Source organism: Dactylosporangium sp. NPDC000244, assembly GCF_040300725.1.
Lineage (GTDB): Bacteria > Actinomycetota > Actinomycetes > Mycobacteriales > Micromonosporaceae > Dactylosporangium.
This window is the reverse complement of record NZ_JBEPEH010000014.1, coordinates 102,340-116,634: the sequence shown is the minus strand read 5'-3', so window position 1 is coordinate 116,634 and position 14,295 is coordinate 102,340. Positions and strand designations below refer to the sequence as shown.

Genomic DNA, 14,295 nt, shown 5'->3' with positions numbered 1-14,295 from the left:
ATGCTATTCCGGAAGAAGGAACAGGGGTGCGTGTCATGCGGACGCTCCTTCGGCCCCGCTGGGTCTACCGCGGCGGCGGCCGGGTCGAGACCGGGACCTCGCTGCTGGTCGACGGCGGCACGGTCACCTCGCTGCCCGCCGCCACCGACGCCGGCATCGACGCCGAGCGCGTCGAACTGCCCCGTCACCTGGTGCTGCCCGGCCTGGTCAACGCGCACACGCACGCCGGCGCCGGCCCGGTCGCGCGCGGCATCGCCGAGGACCTGAAGCTCGCCCCCGGCACGCCGTACTACGTGCCGCTCACCCGGCTCTGGCAGCTCGCCTACCAGCCGGAGCTGCGCGAGGGGCTGCGCGCGATCGTCCGCTGGGATCTGCTGGGCATGCTGCGCACCGGCACCACGACCGTGGTCTCCACCTCGTCGGTCGACATCGAGGGGTACCTCGACGCCGCCGAGGACGTGGGCGTGCGCACCTGGGCCGGGCCCGCCCTGCCGATGAACGTCGCGCACCGCCTCGGCACGCTCGACGGCGACCGGCAGCGCCGCGAGGACCTCAGCCCCGAGCGGGAGCAGCTCGCCGAGCTCGACGCCTTCCGCGCCCTGCACGCGGCGCACGACGGGCGCGCCGGCGGCCGCATCCGGCTGCTGCTCGGCCCGGCCAGCGCGCACACGGTCGAGCCGGCGGTGCTCGCCGGGCTGGCGAAGCTCGCCGCCGAGCTGGACTGCCCGGTCACCACCCACCTGTGCCAGTCCGAGGGCGAGCTCGCCGAGGTGCGCCGCAAGTTCGACCGCACCCCGGTCGAGCTGCTGGACGAGGCCGGGCTGCTCGGCGAGCGGCTCATCTGCGCCCACGGCACCTACCTGCCCGACGCCGACCTGCCCCGGCTGGCCGCCTCCGGCGCCGTCGTCGCGCACTGCGCCGTGCGCAAGGTCCGGGAGGCGATCCTGCCGCCGTTCGGCCGCTTCGCCGAGGCCGGGGTGCGCATGGCGATCGGCACCGACGCGTTCACCACCGACCTCGTCACCGAGGTGCGGATGGCCGCGATGCTGGCCAAGATCGCCGTCGGGCGCACCGACTGGCCCGACGCGGCGACCATGCTCGACGCGGCCGTGACCGGCCCGGCGCCCGCCCTGGGCCTGCGCGCCGACCTCACCGACGGCGCCGCCGCCGACCTGGTCGCCGTCGAGCTGGCCGCGCCCGAGAGCGCCCCGGTCTTCGACCCGCTCGCCTCGGTCGTGCACTACGCGAGCGGCCACGACGTCGACCTCGTCATGGTCGGCGGCGAGATCCGGGTCCGCGACCGGCAGCTCGTCGGCGTCGACTGGGCCGCGGCCCGCGCGGCCGCCGAGGACGCCTGCGCCGCCGTGTGGCAGCGGTGGTCGTGATGGACCTCCTCGACGCCGTCGCCCGCCACGCCCGGCACCGCGGCGACCGCCCCGCGATCGTCCACGATGGACGGACCACGGACTACCGCACCCTGGCCGACCGGGTCAGCGCGCTCGTGGCCGGCTTCCGGGCGCGCGGCCGCCGGCCCGGCGAGCGGGTCGGGATCGCCACCTACTCCGGCACGATCGGCGCGGAGCTCTACCTGGCCGCGCAGGCCGCCGGCCTGCAACCGGCGATGCTGAGCCTGTCGCTCAAGCCGCGGCTGCCCGAGATCACCGACGCCCTGGGCATCACCGAGGTGATCGCCGACGGTACGTTCGCCGACCTCGCGGCCGCGCCCGAGGACGGCACCGACTGGGCCCGCGGGCGCGGCGCCGACGTCGTCAGCGCCATCCAGTTCACGGCCGGCAGCACCGGCGTGCCGAAGGCGGTCGTGCGCACCGTCGGCTGCGACGTCGCCGACGCCTGGCACCGCTCCTGGTCCTACCGCTGCGGCGAGGCCGACCGGTGGGTGGTCGCCAGCCCGTTCAACCTCTCGGTGCTCTCCGGCGCGGCCCGGTCCATGTTCCTCTTCGGCGGCACCCTGCTGCTCATGGACGCGTTCAGCGTCGAGGCCCTGGACGAGATCGGCGCCGGCGGGGTCACCATCCTGCCGCTGCAGGCGCCCCAGTGGCGGGCGGTCCTCGCCGCAGGCGCCGCGGAGACCCTCGTGCGGCGCGGGCTGCGCACCGCGGTCGCCACCGGACAGCTCATGCAGCAGCGGTTCCTGCACGAGCTCGCCGGGGCCCTGGCCCCGCACGCCGGGGTGGTGCTCAACTACGGCACCTCCGAGGCCGGCTCCATCGCCGTCGACCGCTCCGGGCAGCCGCGCTTCGGCGAGCCGTTCCGGGTCGGCGCGCCCACCCCGACGCTCGACGTGCGGGTCACGGCGAGCGGCGGCATCGAGGTGCGGGGCGAGTCCGTCGCGCCCGGCTACCTCCACGAGCTCGCCGCCGACCCGGCGGCGCCAATCCTGCACGCCGCCCGCGCGCAGGGGTCCTGGTTCGACACCGGCGACGTCGGCGCCTGGGCCGAGGACGGCGCGCTGCAGGTCTTCGGCCGGGCCGCCGACGCCATCGAGGTTGCCGGGCGGACCATCCTGCCGGTCACCGTCGAGGAGCGGCTGCGGGGGCTGCCCGGCGTCGCCGACGCGGTGCTGACCCCGGCCATGACCGTCCTCATCGAACCCTCGCCCGGCACGACGGCCGCCTCACCGGCCGAACTGCTGGACGCCGTCCTGCCCTGCCCATACCAGATCCGGTACGTCGAACGACTTCCGCGGACCCCGGCCGGCAAGACCGACCGCGTGGCGGCCGCCCAGCTGCACACCACCCCCGAAAGGACCCTCTGATGGCAGACGTTTCCCGGCGCGGCTTCCTGTTCGGCCTGGCCTCCCTGGCCACCCTCGCGGCCTGCGGCACCGGCGACGACCCGGCCGGCGGCAGCGGCGAGAAGGCGGCCGTGCAGGAGCTGACGATGGGCATCAGCAACCTGCCCACCAGCCTCGACCCGATGGCCGTGCTCGGCGGCAACCCCCGCCGCTACGACATCTTCGACGCGCTGTTCGACCTCGACCCCGGCAAGGCGACCATCCTGCCGATGCTCGCCACCGCGTGGGAGCAGGTCAGCCCGACCAGCCTGAAGATCACCCTGCGCACCGACGCCAAGTTCCACAACGGCGCCGCGATGACGTCGGCCGACGTGGTCTTCAGCCTCAAGCGCGCGGCCACCAGCACCCTGGCCACCGCGTCGCTGATGACCTCGATGGCCGACGTGACGGCCGGCGACGCGTCCACCGTCACGGTCACCATGAAGTCGGCCGACGCGCTGTTCCTCAAGAAGCTCGCCCGCGTCGCGATCCTGCCGGAGCAGTACTTCACCGGCCTCGGCGCCGACGAGAAGACCCGGGCGGCCGCGTTCGCCGACAAGCCGATCGGCACCGGGCCGTACAAGCTCGCCAGCCACGACACGACCCAGTGGGTGCTCACGAAGTTCGACGACGGCTGGCGCAAGGGCACGCTCACCAAGGTGACGATCCGGTCGATGACCGACGCCGCCTCCCAGGTCGCGGCGTTCACGTCCGGGCAGGTGCAGTACATCAACCTGGTGCCGCTGGCCCAGCTCGCGGCGATCAAGAGCGGCGGGGGCAACGTCGTCACGTACACCGGCGGCAACAACCTCGGCGCGTTCCTCGACACCATCGACTACTCCGGCAACCCGAAGAGCGGCCCGATGGGCAAGAAGGAGGTGCGCCAGGCGCTCAACTACGCCATCGACAAGCAGACGCTCATCAAGAACGTGCTGCAGGGCCAGACCGAGGGCGGCAACGGGCAACTGGCCACGCCGGGCGCGGTCGGGTACGACGAGTCGCTGCAGGACTACCCGTACGACGCGGCCAAGGCGGAGAGCCTGCTCGACGCGGCCGGATACCCGAAGGGGCCCGACGGCACCCGCTTCACCATCACCATGGCCAGCGCGTTCGCGAGCCCGGGCAGCGTGCGGCGGCTCATCGGCGAGTACGTGCAGAACCAGCTCGGCAAGGTCGGCGTCAAGGTGCAGTACACCGCGATGACCGACACCACCCTGCAGACCGACATGTTCTACGCCCGCAAGGCCCGCGCCGACATCTTCCACTACGGCCTGTTCACCCGGCCCTACCTCGAGCCGCTGGGCGCGTTCGCCTGGTTCATCGGCTCGTCGGCCACGCGGCACTACAGCAACCCCGAGTTCGACGCGCTCTACAAGCAGGCGCTCACCGAGCTCGACGACGCCAAGCGCGGCGCGCTGTCCAAGCAGCTGGCGCAGATCATGCACGACGACGCGCCGTTCCTGTTCCTCACCCAGGACGTCTGGATCGACGCCGGCTCGAAGAAGCTCGCCGGGATGATCAAGTCCGAGGTGGAGACCGACCAGTACCTCGACAAGCTCTACCTGACCGCCTGAGCATGCCCCGGACGTACGTGCTCGTGCACGGCGCGTTCCACGGCGGCTGGTGCTGGCAGCCCGTCGCGGCGGCCCTCACCGCCGCCGGGCACGCCGTGCACGCCCCGACCCTGGCCGGCGAGGCGGACCCCGAGGCGGATCTGGACGGGCACATCGCCGAGGTGGTCGCGGCCGTGCGGGCCGCGGCCGCCCCGGTGACCCTCGTCGGGCACAGCTACGGCGGCATCGTCGCCACCGGCGCGGCCGACCGGGCCGCGGTCGCCCGGCTGGTGCTGCTGGACGCGCCGGTCGCGCTCGACGGCGAGTCGGCGCTGGACGTCCACCCGCGCGGGGCCGAGTTCGCGGCCCGCGCGGTCGCGCGCGACGGCGTACTGGTGCTGCCGGTCCCCGGCGCCCCGCGGCTCGGCATCCGCGATCCGCGGGTCCGCGCCTGGGCCGAGCGGCGGCTGCGGCCCCAGCCCTTCGCCTGCCTCACCCAGCCCCTGCGCCTGCGCGGCGCCAGCACCGCGCCCGTCACCTACATCCGGTGCACCGCCAACCCGGCGCCCCGGCCCTATCTCGACCGGGTCCGGGCCGCCGGCTGGCCGCTGCTCGACCTGGACGCCGGGCACGACGCGATGCTCGACGCGCCGGCGGCCCTGACCCACCTGCTCCTGGAGGAACGTTGACACCACCCGCACTCACCGCGGCCGTCCTGCGGGTCGCCGACCCCGCGGCCGACGCCGAGTTCTACCGCCGGCACCTCGACGCCGAGATCACCGACGGCCCCCGCCCCGGCTGGGTCGCCGTGGACACCGGCTGGGACACCGCGCTGCTGCTCGCCCCCGGCGACGCCGACCTGCCCGTGTACCAGGACCGCTGGGAGCGCCAGGGCGTCATCCCGATCCTGCGCACCTGGGACATCGACGCGGCCGTCAAGCGCCTCGACGACGCCGGGGTGGCCTGGATCAACCGGCCGTTCGAGTACGACATGAAGGGCCACGCGCTGCTCGGGTACTTCCACGACCCGGCCGGCCAGCCGATCGGCCTGCAGCAGCGCATGGACGACAGCGTCCGGGAGGAGGACCTGGCCGCCCTCGCGCGGCTGGACGGCCCGGCCCCGGCCGTGACCGGCATCGGCTGGGTCATCTTCCAGGCCGCCGACATCGTGGCCGCCCGCGACTTCTACGCGGCCCTGGGCTGGCGGGAGCGGCGCGGCACCGAGGGCTTCGGCTACATGATGGCGGTCGACGAGATCGTCACCCTGCAGATCGCGTTCCGGGGCCGCACCCAGGACCCGGCCCGCGACCTGGCCGCCGAGGCGGTGCTCGGCCTGCTGAGCGGCGTCGACCCGGACGCGGTGGCCGCCGCGGGCGGCACGCTCGCCGACGGCCCGGACGGCTACCGGGCCTTCCTCGACCCCGAGGGCCACGCCTGGCTGTTCGAGGGGGAGTCCTGATGGACGCGCCCCGGACCTGCGACACGCTCATCCTCGGCCGGATCGTCACGGTCGACCCCGACCGGCGCGTCATCGACGACGGCTACGTGGCCGTCGTCGACGGCCGGATCGCCGACGTCGGCGCCGGCCCCGCGCCGTGGACCGCCGCCGAGACCCTCGGCGGGCCCGGCTTCCTCGTGCTGCCCGGCCTGGTGAACACGCACACGCACCTGGTGCAGGGCTGCATCCGCGGGATGGCCGAGGGGACCACGTTCGAGGAGCGGCTGCACGGCTTCTACTACCCGATGACCGGCGCCTGCGACGAGGAGCGCTCCTACGCCTCCGCCCTGCCGCCGGTGCTCGACCTGCTGCGCAGCGGCGTCACCACCACGGCCGACGACCACTTCACGCACCGGCACAAGCGCTCGATGGACGGCGTGCTGCGCGCGGTCACCGAGGCCGGAATCCGGGTGCGCGCCGCCCGGCTGACCATCAACGAGCCGGCCACCGTGCCGGAGGACCTGCGCGAGGACGTCGAGACCGGCCTGGCCGAGACGGAGCGGATCGCCGCCGAGTGGAACGGCGACACCGTCTCCGTCACCGCCGGCTCCATCGGCATCACCTACTGCACGCCGGAGGACCTGCACGCCCTCTACGACTGGACCGTCGCGCACGGCGAGCAGTTCGACATCCACGCACCGTCCTACATGGACAAGCGGTACCTCGCCGAGCGGCGCGGCTGGAGCGGCGGCTCGATCGAGTGGCTCGACAGCGAGGGCATGCTCGCCCCGCACGTGATCGCCATCCACGCGCAGGGCCTGGTCGACGGCGAGGCCGAGCGGCTGGCCGCGGCCGGGGCGTCGGTGTCGCTGGTGCCGGACATGGAGCTCATCCTCGGCATGGTCACGTTCGACTCGCGGCGCTACGACGAGGCCGGGGTCACCACCTCGCTCGGCCTGGACGGCCCCGTCGTGGCCTACGGGCAGAACCTGTGGATGGGCATGCGCGGCTACCTGATGGCCCAGCGGGTCAGCGACAGCGTCCGCCGGCCGGGCGTCTTCGGGGCCGAGCTGCTCTTCGGCAGCCCCGAGCGGGCGATCGAGCTGGCCACCATCGGCGGCGCCCGCGCGCTGGGCATGGCCGAGCGGATCGGCTCGCTGGAGACCGGCAAGGACGCCGACGTCCTGGTGGTGGACCTGTCCGCCGAGACCACCCTGTCGCCGCCCGCCGCGCTGCTGGCCAACCTCGTGTGGTCCGGCGGCCCGTCGCCCGAGGCGATGCACCGCGTGCTGGTGCGGGGCCGCACCGTGCTGCGCGACGGCGAGCCGGTCGGCGCCGACCGCCGCACGGCCGTGGCGAACGCCGCGAAGGTGCAGCGGGACCTGCTCGAGGAGACCGGCTGCGGCCGGTTCGTCCGCGGGCTTTGGACATGACGCGAGTTCGTGAGGAGAGTGCGAGATGAGTGACACTGGCCGTCAGGTCGTCGAGGTGCCGGGCGTCGAGTTCCCGGAGTGGTACCCCAGCAGCACGGCCGTCACCGCCGGGCCGTTCGTCTTCACCGCGTCGCTGTCGGCGGTGGACTGGACCACCGGCACGCTCGCCCCGGCCGCCCGGGTCGAGCCCGGGCTGCCCAACAGCAGCGGGCATCCGGTGAAACTGCAGGTGCGGGAGGTGTACCGGCGGCTGTCCACGACCCTGGAGGCGGCCGGTTCGGGCCTGGACCTGGGCGTGTCCATCAACCAGTGGCACCCGACCTATCACGGGCTCACCGAGCGCCACGAGCCGCTGCGCGACCCCTACGAGCTGTTCTGGGAGAAGTGGCGCTACCAGGCCCACGCCTACATCCAGAGCCGCGACGAGTTCCTGCTCGCCGACCGCCCCGCCAGCTGCCTCATGCCGATGGACCGGCTGGTCAGCGCGGAGGAGCTGATCGAGGTCCAGCTCGTCGCGCTGCGCGCCGGCAGCGGGATCACCAAGCGCGCCTACGCCCACGACGTGCACAGCCCGCTCGGCGGCTACTCCGTCGGCGTCGAGTCCGGCCCGTGGGTGTTCAGCGCCGGGTTCATCGCCACCGACTTCGAGACGGGCCTGCACCCGAACGCCCGGGTGCCGCACCACATCTGGTACGGCAACCAGGTCGCCGCCGAGGTCGAGGAGACCCTGCGGCAGGTCCGCATCACCATGGAGGCCAGCGGCGCCCGGTGGGACAACGTCGTCAAGGTCGTCACGTACCTGACCCCGCACGGCATCCGCAACATGCCCGCCGTCGACGAGGTCTTCGCCAAGCAGTGGCCCGAGCACCCGCCCGCGCGGGCGATCGTCCCGGTCACCGGCATCGGCGGCGTCAACGGCGGCAACGTCGAGATCTTCGTCATCGTCGCCCGGCCCGAGCACGGCGGCGAGCGCGAGGTCGTGCACGCCCCCGGCGCGCTCGCCCCGCTCGGCCACGAGGCCCAGGCGATCCGCTCCGGCCCGTTGCTGTTCCTCTCGACCCAGCTGGGCCGCACGGCGACCGGCCCGTCGGCGGACACGCTGCGCTGGAAGGCCGGCGCCCCGCACACCCGCCGGCACATCGCCGACCAGGTCGCCCGCATCCAGGACAACGTCCAGCGCATCTGCGAGGCGGCCGGCACCAGCATCGAGAACACCGTCAAGGCCGACGTGTACCTCACCGACATGGCCGACCTCGGGGCGTTCGCCGGCGCGTGGACCGGTGCCTTCTCGTCCGGCCTGCCGGCGGCCGGCTTCTTCGAGGCCCCGCCGTCGTCGCACGAGGTGCCCGGCTGCGACGTCGCCGTCGACCTCGTCGTCCACTGTCCATAAGGGAGTGTCAAGATGATCAACACGCTGGATCCGGCGCAGTCGCCGGCCCTCGGCGCCGCGCTCGGCCTCGCGGGCGAGACCGTCCTGGTCACCGGGGCCACCCGCGGCATCGGCGCGGCGCTGGCCACCGGCCTGGCCCGCCTGGGCATGCACGTCGTGGCCGTCGGTCGCGACAAGGAGCGACTGGACGCGCTGGCCGGGGCCGAGGGCCTGTCCATCCACCCGGTCGAGGCCGAGGTGACCGACGAGGCCGCGATGGCCGCCGCGTTCGACACCGCGGTCTCGGTCACCGGCCGGCTGCTCGGCGCCGTCGCCAACGCCGGCATCGCCTTCGTGCAGCCGTCGATCGCGTTCAGCGCCGAGGACTTCCGCAAGACCCTCGACGTCAACGTCGTCGGGGTCTTCCTCACCACCCGGCTGGCCGCCGAGCGCCTGCCCGAGGGCGGGTCCGTCGTGCTCACCAGCTCGACGTTCTCGGCCTCGGCGTTCGAGCAGTGGGCGGCGTACTCGGCCAGCAAGTCGGCGGTGTCGATGCTGGCCCGGTCGCTGGGCGCGGAGTGGGCGCCGCGCGGGGTGCGGGTCAACGCGGTCGGCCCGACCGCGACGCTGACCGACCAGAACCGCGACTACCTCGGCGTGCCGGAGAACAGCGCGGGCATCGTGGCCCGCATCCCGGCCGGCCGGCTGCTGGAGCCGGAGGAGCTGGTGCTGCCCTTCGCGTTCCTGCTCAGCCCGAAGAACCAGATGATCACCGGGCAGACGCTCTTCGTCGACGGCGGCTGGACGCTGCCCTAGCGGCCGGCCGGAGGGCTCCGTCCTCAGGCGATGACGCCGTGGCCCATCTTGCGCGAGAGGCGGGTCGTCACCTCGAGCAGGGCCGCGGCGCACGCCTCCGGCCGGAAGCGGTCCGCCGGGCCGCACACGCTCATCACCGCGCGCGGCTCGCCCCGGTAGTCCAGGATCGGGGCGGCCACCGACGCCGTGCCCAGGTCGCGCTCGCTCTGCGAGTGCGACCAGCCGCGTGTGCGGACCTGGTCCAGCTCGGCGCGCAACGCGTCCGGGTCCAGCGGCGGCCGGCCGCTGGGTCCGTCCAGCGGCCCCGCGAGGACCGTCTCGGCGTCGGCCGCCGTCAGGTGGGCCAGGAACGCCTTCGAGCTCGCCCCGATGTGCAGCGGGAACGGCACGCCGACGCTCACCATGCGCACCACGTCGCGGTCGGGCAGCACCTGCTCGACGTAGTAGCGGGTGAGCCCGGCGCGCCGGGACAGCGTCACGGTCTCGTTCGTGGCGCGGCACAGCCATGGCAGCTCCGGCGCGGCGAGCGCGGTCACGTCCAGCCGCGACAGGTAGGACTGGCTCAGCGTCAGCACCGTCGGGCCGAGCCGGTAGCGGTGCGTCACCTCGTCGATCTCCACCATGCCGCGGCCGCGCAGCGAGGTCAGCAGCCGGTGCACGGCCGCCTTGGACAGCGACAGCTTCTCCGCCAGCTCGGTCACCCCGAGGTCCGGCGCGTCGCTGCGCACGAAGCAGATCAGCACGTCGAGGGCGCGCTCGACGGTCGCCGCGGTGCCGCCGAGGTCGCCGGCCGGGGCCTCCGCCGGGTCGATGCCGTTGGCGCTCGTGCTCATGCGGCCGCGTCCAGCTCGGCGGTGATGCGCGCGACCGCGGCCAGCAGGCGCTCGGCGTGCGCGTCGGCGTCGAAGCGCGCCTCGGGGCCGCAGACGCTCATCGCGGCGACGACCTCGCCGCCCTTGCGGATGGGCGCGGCGACGGCGGCCGCGCCGGTCTGGCGCTCCGAGGACGAGCGCGCGTAGCCCTGCGCCCGGATCTGCTCCAGCTCGCGGCGCAGGCTCCGCGGGTCGGTGCGGGTCTGCGGGGTGACCGGGTCGAGGCGGCCGGTGAGGTACCGCTCCCGCTGCGCCTCCGGCAGGAACGCCAGGATCGCCTTCGACGACGCGCCCGCGTGCAGCGGGAACGGCACGGCCAGCTGCACCATCATCACGACCGGGCGGTCCGGGGTGACCTGCTCGACGTAGTAGCGCCGGTCGCCGGAGCGCACCGACAGCGTGGTGGTCTCCTGGCACTCGTCGCTGAGCGGGCGCAGCGCCGGGATGGCGGCGTCGGCGGCGACCAGGCCGCGTTGGTAGCGCAGGCCCATGCTGACCGCCAGCAGCCCGAGCGAGTACCGGCGGGACTCCTCGTCGAGCTCGACGAGGTTGCGGCTGCGCAGGCTGGTGAGCACGCGGTGCACCGCCGGCTTCGACATGCCCAGCTCCTGGGCGATCTCGCTGACCCCGAGCGTGGTGGCGCGCACGCTGCTGAACAGCAGCAGCACGTCCAGCGCGCGGTCGACCGTGCTGGCCGAGGCGCGCGGCTCGGCGATCTTCGGCATGCGGGCCGGCTCCTCATCCACGCGGAAGTCAAGCATCGTGCACCGCCGATCCTACGGGCCGCGGGCTCATCGGTTCCGGGGTCCGAGGGTATTGGCCAGCCGGGCGACGCCGCAGTAGAACGCGGCCACCACCAGCAGCTCGGTCAGCTGCCGCTCGCCGAGCTCCGCGCGCAGCACCCGCAGCGCCTCCTCGTCGGCGTGCCCGTCGCGGGCGACGTCCTCGGCGAGGCGGCGGGCCGCGGCGGCGAGCCGTGCCGGCGGCGGCTCCAGGCCGGCGGCCAGGCGGCGGTGGGCGGTGTCCACGTAGGGCGAGCCGACCAGCTCGGCGACGCGGATGATGACGAGCTCGGAGAGGGCCGGCGACACGGTGAGGCCCTCACGCAGGGCGCGCACCAGGTCGATCCAGCCCGACAGCAGGGCCGGGGCGTTGCCGAGGATCGCGAAGAGGTCGCTGACGTGCCCGAAGAGGTCCTCGGCCTTGGCGTAGGCGTCCTGGACCGCGGGGTCCGGGTCGGTGCGCGCCACCCGTGTGAACTCCAACCGCCGAACCTCCGCCACGCCAGCCCGTACCGATAATCGGTATTTCGTTCCGCAGAACGGTACCGCCGCTGATTCTGGCAGGTCAAGAACGGTGTGAGAGGCATTGACCGGGCCGCGTCCCGCCCCTAGAGTTCTTGCAGGAACACCGTTCCCGAAATCGGAACATCCCCCGGGAGGCGCGCACATGACCGACGTCGACGTCCTAGTCGCCGGGGCCGGGGGAGCGGGCCTCAGCGCCGCCCTCGCCGCCGCCCAGCGCGGCGCCTCGGTGGTCGTGGCCGAGGCCTTCGAGCACTTCGCCCGCGGCAACAACACCTCGATGAGCACCGCGATGATCCCGGCCGCGGGCACCCGCTGGCAGGCCGCCGCCGGGGTCGCCGACGACGCCGGGACGTTCCTGCACGACATCGCCCGCAAGACCAAGGGCCGCGCCGACGAGACCATCGCGCGGGCGCTCGTCGGGGTGGGGCCGGGGCTCGTCGAGTGGCTCGACGGCGAGTGCGGGATTCCGCTCGAGCTCGTCACCGACTTCAAGTACCCGGGCTTCTCGCGGTACCGCTGCCACACCGTCGCGAACCGGGCCGGCCGCGACCTGCTCGACGGGCTGCTGCGCGCGGCCGCGGGCCTGGACGGCCTCGACATCGTCGCCCCCGCCCGGCTGGCCGAGCTGTCCACACAGGACGGTGTGTGGACGGCCGTGCTCACCCGGCCCGGCGGCGCCACCGAGACCGTCACCGCGCGGGCGGTCGTGCTCGCCACCGGCGGCTTCGGCGCCGACGCCGAGCTCGTCAAGCAGTACATCCCGGAGATCGCCGCCGGGGTCTACGCCGGCGGCGAGGGCTGCCGCGGCGACGCGCTGCGGCTGGCCGGCGAGCTCGGCCTCGACACCGGCTACCTCGACGCCTACCAGGGCCACGGCTCCTGGGCGATGCCGCACGCGACCCTGCTGACCTGGGCCGCCGTCATGCACGGCGGCATCATGGTCAACGCGCACGGCGAGCGCTTCGGCGACGAGACCGTCGGCTACTCCGAGTACGCCCGCAGCGTCCTGGCCCAGCCCGGCGCCATCGGCTGGATGCTCGGCGACCGCCGGGTCCACGAGGCCTGCCTGCCGTTCCAGGACTACCGCGACCTCGACGCCGCCGGCGGCGTGCGCTGGAGCGACGACCCGGCCGCCGTCATCGGCTGCGCGCCGGAGACGCTCGCCCGGACCCTGGCCGAGGCCGGCCCCGGCGACCGGTTCGGCCGCACCCACTGGGAGCAGCCGCCGATCTCCCCGCCCTACTTCCTCGTCCGGGTCACCGGCGCGCTCTTCCACACCCAGGGCGGCCTGCTCGTCGACGGCGACGCCCGGGTGCTGCGCGGCGGCGTGCCCGTCCCCGGCCTCTACGCCGCCGGGGGCGCCGCGGCCGGCATCAGCGGCACCGGCGCGGACGGCTACATGGCCGGCAACGGCCTGCTCGGCGCGCTCGGGCTGGGCTACCTGGCCGGCCGGCACGCGACCGCGGGGGCCTGACGGGCCCGGCTGAACTCCGGTGGCCGTCCTGCCGACGAAGTCGGGGCGGTCACCGGCCGGCCCGGGCCGAGCGCTCGCCGGCCCGCAGCAGCGGCCCGCGCACGGCGAGCCCGGCGACCAGCGCCAGCACCGCCCCCGTGGCCCCGCCGGCCGCGACGAGCCACCAGCCGGCCACGCCGGTCACCGCGAGCGCCACCACGCCGCTGAGCGTGGAGCGGGCCCGGGCGCGGTCGTCGCCGCTCTCGACCACGAACCCGGCCCAGGTGACCGCGGTGTAGACGGCGATCTCCGCGGCGACGGCCGCGACGAGCAGCGGCCCGCTCGGCCCCCACGCGACGAGCGCCGCGGTGCCGGCCGCGGTCACGCCCGCCCCGGCCAGCGCGGCGCCGAGGGCCACGCGGCGCACCAGCGCGGCGGCCGGCCCCGGGTGCGCGTCCAGCCAGGCCGAGAGCCGCGGCTGCCACAGCCGCAGCAGGTAGCCCCACAGCACCCCGGCCGCGCCCGAGACGAGCATCGCGACGTAGAAGGCGCTGATCTGCGGGGCCGGGACGCGTCCGGCCTGCTCGGCGTACAACACCGGGACCCCGGCCAGCGCGACCGCCTCGCCGGCCGCGAGCAGGCCCACCGCCCGCAGCACCGCGAGCGCCTCGGCCCGGGGCACCGCCGGGCGCGCCGGCACCGTGCGCCACAGCGCGGCGAGCAGCACGGCGGTGACGAGCCCGGCGGTCGCGGTGAGGACGCCGAGGATGACCCCGACGCCGGCCCCGGCCAGCAGCGCCAGGGCGACCGCGACGCCGTAGCCGGCCCCGATCGTGGCGAACGCGGCGGCGTCGGCGTGCGCCGCGCCGCGCAGCCGCCACAGCCCGACGAGGACGGTGGCGGTCCCGGTACCGGTGTAGAGCGCGGCCGCGGCGGCGTAGGTGACCGCGGCGTGGCCCGGGACCAGCAGCGCCAGGGCCGACCAGCCCAGCAGCGCGGCCGCGAAGGGGCCCAGCGCGAACCACACGAACAGCGGCTCCAGCCGCCGGCCCCCGGGGGCGCCGACGAGCACGAGCGCGGCCCGCTCGGTGCCCCCCGAGAGGGCGAAGAGCCAGCTCATCACCCCGGTCGCGGCGGCGTAGGCGGCGAAGGCGACCGGGCCCCAGGCGGCCAGCAGCACGACGCCCGCCGCCCACTGCGCGATCCGCGCCGTGCCGCGCCCCGCCACGAGGAGCGCCACCGTTCCCGCACGCATCCCTA

13 protein-coding genes are annotated in these 14,295 nt (G+C 74.9%); 9 read left to right on the top strand and 4 right to left on the bottom strand.

Annotation, left to right across the window (positions count from 1 at the left end):
- The first annotated feature begins 35 nt into the window (after positions 1 to 35).
- Genes ABT369_RS21225 through ABT369_RS21190 form a run of 8 tightly spaced genes read left to right on the top strand, consistent with a single transcriptional unit; the run spans position 36 to position 9,403 of the window.
- Positions 36 to 1,385, top strand: coding sequence for an amidohydrolase family protein (locus ABT369_RS21225; RefSeq protein WP_350614181.1), 1,350 nt, complete (start codon positions 36 to 38; stop codon positions 1,383 to 1,385).
- Positions 1,385 to 2,776, top strand: a complete 1,392-nt coding sequence (locus ABT369_RS21220; protein WP_350614179.1) for a class I adenylate-forming enzyme family protein — start codon at positions 1,385 to 1,387, stop codon at positions 2,774 to 2,776. The genes ABT369_RS21225 and ABT369_RS21220 overlap by 1 nt, the downstream gene beginning before the upstream one ends.
- On the top strand, positions 2,776 to 4,368 hold the full coding sequence (locus ABT369_RS21215) for an ABC transporter substrate-binding protein (protein ID WP_350614177.1): 1,593 nt from the start codon (positions 2,776 to 2,778) through the stop codon (positions 4,366 to 4,368). The genes ABT369_RS21220 and ABT369_RS21215 overlap by 1 nt, the downstream gene beginning before the upstream one ends.
- Positions 4,369 to 4,370: 2 nt before the next feature.
- Positions 4,371 to 5,036: an alpha/beta hydrolase gene (locus ABT369_RS21210; protein ID WP_350614176.1), complete on the top strand. Its 666-nt coding sequence runs from the start codon at positions 4,371 to 4,373 to the stop codon at positions 5,034 to 5,036.
- Positions 5,033 to 5,806 carry a VOC family protein gene (locus ABT369_RS21205; protein WP_350614174.1) on the top strand — a complete coding sequence of 258 codons (774 nt, stop codon included), beginning with the start codon at positions 5,033 to 5,035 and terminating at the stop codon, positions 5,804 to 5,806. The genes ABT369_RS21210 and ABT369_RS21205 overlap by 4 nt, the downstream gene beginning before the upstream one ends.
- Positions 5,806 to 7,218 (top strand): amidohydrolase family protein, encoded by a 1,413-nt coding sequence (locus tag ABT369_RS21200; RefSeq protein ID WP_350614173.1) that lies wholly within the window; start codon positions 5,806 to 5,808, stop codon positions 7,216 to 7,218. Before ABT369_RS21205 ends, ABT369_RS21200 begins: the two co-directional genes overlap by 1 nt.
- Positions 7,219 to 7,243: 25 nt before the next feature.
- Positions 7,244 to 8,608, top strand: coding sequence for a Rid family hydrolase (locus ABT369_RS21195; RefSeq protein WP_350614172.1), 1,365 nt, complete (start codon positions 7,244 to 7,246; stop codon positions 8,606 to 8,608).
- 12 nt (positions 8,609 to 8,620) lie between these two features.
- Positions 8,621 to 9,403, top strand: coding sequence for an SDR family NAD(P)-dependent oxidoreductase (locus ABT369_RS21190; protein WP_350614171.1), 783 nt, complete (start codon positions 8,621 to 8,623; stop codon positions 9,401 to 9,403).
- Positions 9,404 to 9,426: 23 nt separating this feature from the next.
- Here ABT369_RS21190 and ABT369_RS21185 read toward each other — a convergent pair whose 3' ends face one another.
- Genes ABT369_RS21185 through ABT369_RS21175 form a run of 3 tightly spaced genes read right to left on the bottom strand, consistent with a single transcriptional unit; the run spans position 9,427 to position 11,540 of the window.
- The gene (locus tag ABT369_RS21185) at positions 9,427 to 10,236 is read right to left on the bottom strand and encodes an IclR family transcriptional regulator (protein ID WP_350614169.1); all 810 of its coding nucleotides are present in this window, start codon (positions 10,234 to 10,236) and stop codon (positions 9,427 to 9,429) included.
- Positions 10,233 to 11,036, bottom strand: coding sequence for an IclR family transcriptional regulator (locus ABT369_RS21180; RefSeq protein ID WP_350614167.1), 804 nt, complete (start codon positions 11,034 to 11,036; stop codon positions 10,233 to 10,235). The genes ABT369_RS21185 and ABT369_RS21180 overlap by 4 nt, the downstream gene beginning before the upstream one ends.
- A 30-nt stretch (positions 11,037 to 11,066) precedes the next feature.
- Positions 11,067 to 11,540, bottom strand: a complete 474-nt coding sequence (locus ABT369_RS21175) for a carboxymuconolactone decarboxylase family protein (protein ID WP_350614166.1) — start codon at positions 11,538 to 11,540, stop codon at positions 11,067 to 11,069.
- 184 nt (positions 11,541 to 11,724) lie between these two features.
- On the opposite strand from ABT369_RS21175, the gene ABT369_RS21170 reads away from it, so the two are divergent.
- Positions 11,725 to 13,056: an FAD-dependent oxidoreductase gene (locus ABT369_RS21170; RefSeq protein WP_350614165.1), complete on the top strand. Its 1,332-nt coding sequence runs from the start codon at positions 11,725 to 11,727 to the stop codon at positions 13,054 to 13,056.
- 49 nt (positions 13,057 to 13,105) lie between these two features.
- Here the strand turns inward: ABT369_RS21170 and ABT369_RS21165 are convergent, their stop codons facing one another.
- Complete coding sequence (locus ABT369_RS21165) at positions 13,106 to 14,290, bottom strand: hypothetical protein (protein WP_350614164.1); 1,185 nt, start codon at positions 14,288 to 14,290, stop codon at positions 13,106 to 13,108.
- Between the last annotated feature and the right edge of the window lie 5 nt (positions 14,291 to 14,295).